Annotated in this window: 4 protein-coding genes; 3 read left to right on the plus strand and 1 reads right to left on the minus strand. The window is 70.8% G+C overall.

Annotation, left to right across the window (positions count from 1 at the left end; all coding sequences use genetic code 11):
• Positions 1-354, plus strand: a 354-nt coding sequence (locus ACRDP3_RS18165; protein WP_431518017.1) for an asparaginase, incomplete at its 5' end; no start/stop codon positions are given.
• Positions 355-434: 80 nt separating this feature from the next.
• Positions 435-1697: a GNAT family N-acetyltransferase gene (locus tag ACRDP3_RS18170; protein WP_431518018.1), complete on the plus strand. Its 1263-nt coding sequence runs from the start codon at positions 435-437 to the stop codon at positions 1695-1697.
• A 9-nt stretch (positions 1698-1706) separates the two neighbouring features.
• On the opposite strand, the gene ACRDP3_RS18175 is transcribed toward ACRDP3_RS18170, so the two are convergent.
• The gene (locus ACRDP3_RS18175; protein WP_431518019.1) at positions 1707-1883 is read right to left on the minus strand and encodes a hypothetical protein; all 177 of its coding nucleotides are present in this window, start codon (positions 1881-1883) and stop codon (positions 1707-1709) included.
• Positions 1884-2115: 232 nt separating this feature from the next.
• Here ACRDP3_RS18175 and ACRDP3_RS18180 point away from each other — a divergent pair.
• Positions 2116-2766: winged helix-turn-helix domain-containing protein (locus ACRDP3_RS18180; protein ID WP_431518020.1), on the plus strand; the 651-nt coding region annotated here is incomplete at its 3' end.

The following is a 2766-nucleotide window of genomic DNA, read 5'->3' on the forward strand; positions in this document are numbered from 1 at the left end:
GTCTTCCGCAACCTCGCGCTCGCACCCGCCGACAGCCCGGAGGGCCGGGTCGCCGAAGCGATGCGGGCGCATCCCGAGTACGTGGCGGGCACGCGGCGCATCGACACCTGGCTGATGAGCGAGGTGCCCGGGGCGGTCGCGAAGGTGGGGGCGGAGTCCGTCCAGGCGGCGGCGCTGCCCGACGGACGGGCCCTCGCCTTCAAGATCTACGACGGCGGCAACCGCGCGGTCGGCCCCGTGCTGGCCCGTACGCTCGCGCTGCTCGGCGTGGACTCCCCCGTGCTGGAGCGGATCGCCGACTCCCCGCTGATGGGCGGCGGCCGACGGGTCGGCGAGGTGCGCGCGGCGTTCTGAGCCGCGCGCCCTGAGCCGCGCGCCCCACCGCGGGCATATCCAGATGCGCGCCCCGCACCGTTCCGCTTAGCGTGACGCGCATGGCGCCCCTTGATCTGGATATCCGCACCCTGACCTCCCCCGACGAACTGCCCGGCTGGCTGCGCGCCGTCTCCATCGGTTTTCTGCGCGGCCCGGACGTCTCCGCGAAGGAGGTGGCGGCCCGCACCCCGGACATCGACCTCGCACGGACCCAGGGCGCGTACGACGGGGAGAGGTGTGTGGGCACCTTCCGTACCGAACCGCAGCAGCTCACCGTGCCCGGCGGGGCGGCCCTTCCCTCCTGTGCCGTCACGAACGTCACCGTCGCCCCGACCCATCGCCGCCGCGGCCTGCTGACCCGGATGATGGGGAACGCCCTCAGCGCCGCCAAGGAGCGCGGCGACGCCGTCTCCACGCTCATCGCCGCCGAGTATCCGATCTACGGGCGCTACGGGTACGGTCCGGCGACCTGGACCGCCGAGTGGGAGGTGGAGGTGGCCCGCGCGGGCCTCGACCCCCGCCATGCCGGCCCCGAGGAAGGCGGGCGCGTGGACCTCGTCGACGCCGAGGAGGTGCGGCGTATCGGCCCGGCGCTCTACGAGCGCTACCGCGAACAGCCCGGCCGGCAGGGCGTCATCGACCGCACCGAGTACTGGTGGGAGCAGGCCACCGGGCAGCACCGCCATCCCGACGAAGAGTTCACCCCGCCCTTCCACGCGCTCCTCCGCGACGCCGACGGTGAGCCGCAAGGGCTGGTCAGCTACACCGTGCGGGACAGGTGGGAGGCCAAGCTCCCGGAGAACACCGCCGAAGTGCGCTTCCTCACCGCCCTCACATCCGCCGCCGAGCGCGCCCTGTGGCAGTTCGTGCTCTCCATCGACTGGATCGCCCGCGTACGCTCCGGCTACCGCGCCCCCGACGACGTCCTTCCGCTGCTACTGCCGGACCCCCGCGCGGCCCGGCTGACCACGCACGCCGACTTTCTGTGGCTGCGCCCCCTCGACGTGCCGCGCATGCTGACGGCCCGCCGCTACGCCGTGCCGGGCAGCCTGGTGCTGGAGGTGCGGGATAAGGCGGGATTTACAGGCGGCCGGTACCGCCTGGAGGTGGGTGCGGACGGCGCGGGGAATTGCGAGACCACCCACGACGAACCCGATCTCGCTCTGGACGCCGGAGAGTTGGGCACGCTCTATCTGGGCGACGAGTCGGCCGTACGGCTCGCGACGCTGGGCCGCGTCGAGGAACTCCGCGCGGGTGCCGCCACCACGGCCGACGCGCTCTTCCGCACGTCGCGCCGGCCGTGGTGCCCGGACATCTTCTGACCGGGCTGTTCAGACGAACAGCATGGTGAGCACGGCTGCGCCGATGCAGCTGCACGGTATGTTCTTCGCTTTCACACCGACGCTCAGCAGCACGAAGCCGAAGACTCCGGCCGCACCGAACTGCCACTCCAGCAGTCGCTCGAATCCAATGGCGAGACCCGCGAGCACAAGGGCGAACAGGGGCATGGCATTCCCTCCTTCGGCGAGCAAGGAACGAACGAACGAACGGTTCGGGGGATGCGCCCGTACGGCGTCGGACAGGCGGGACCATGTGCGCTTGGTGATATCTGACCAACTTGGCGACCATCCACGTCAAGTTGGTCGCCAACTTCGATTGAAGTCTCCCCACTTGGCGCCGACTTGAAAACACTTGTCCTACAACTCCCACGCCTAGGCCGAAAGTTGTACGGTGCTTGCTGTGACCAAGACGAGCCCCGCGGAGCACGGACGGCCGCCTCACGAGGCGATCGCCGCCACCCTCCGTGAGCGAATCGACTCGGGCGAACTGCCACCGGGAGTCCGCATCCCCACCCAGAAGGACCTGGTGAGCGAGTTCGGTGTCAACCGCACCGTGATCCGCCAGGCCCTCGACGAACTCAAGCGCGGCGGCCTCCTCGCCGACACCGGCCGCGGAGCGCCACCGACCGTGGCCGAGCCCGCCCCCTCTCGGTACACACCGAAGCCGGCGGGCGTAGTGCTGGCGGAGCGCCTCTACGAAGCATTCCGCGCCGACCACGTCACGATCGACACCTACTCACTCACGACGGAGACGCTCAACAACGCTCTGGCCAGACCGCACCGGTCCCTTGCCGACGGGACACTGACCCCTCGCTCGATCACGGTCCGCGCCATCGTCCCGGGCGCGGACGCCCACCTCGCCCTGCCCCGGCTCGTGGACGACCCGGCGGACCGCCGGCCGATGCGGCGTCTCCACGAGCTGCAGACCACGTGGGCGACGGCGCTGCGCATGAGTCTCGGCGCCTTCAAGGACCGATACGAGGTGCCCGAAGTCTCCTGCGAGGTACGCACGGTGGCCGCCACGCCGCTGCAGAAGCTGTACGTGCTCAAC

This window comes from Streptomyces sp., from assembly GCF_050698815.1.
Lineage (GTDB): Bacteria > Actinomycetota > Actinomycetes > Streptomycetales > Streptomycetaceae > Streptomyces.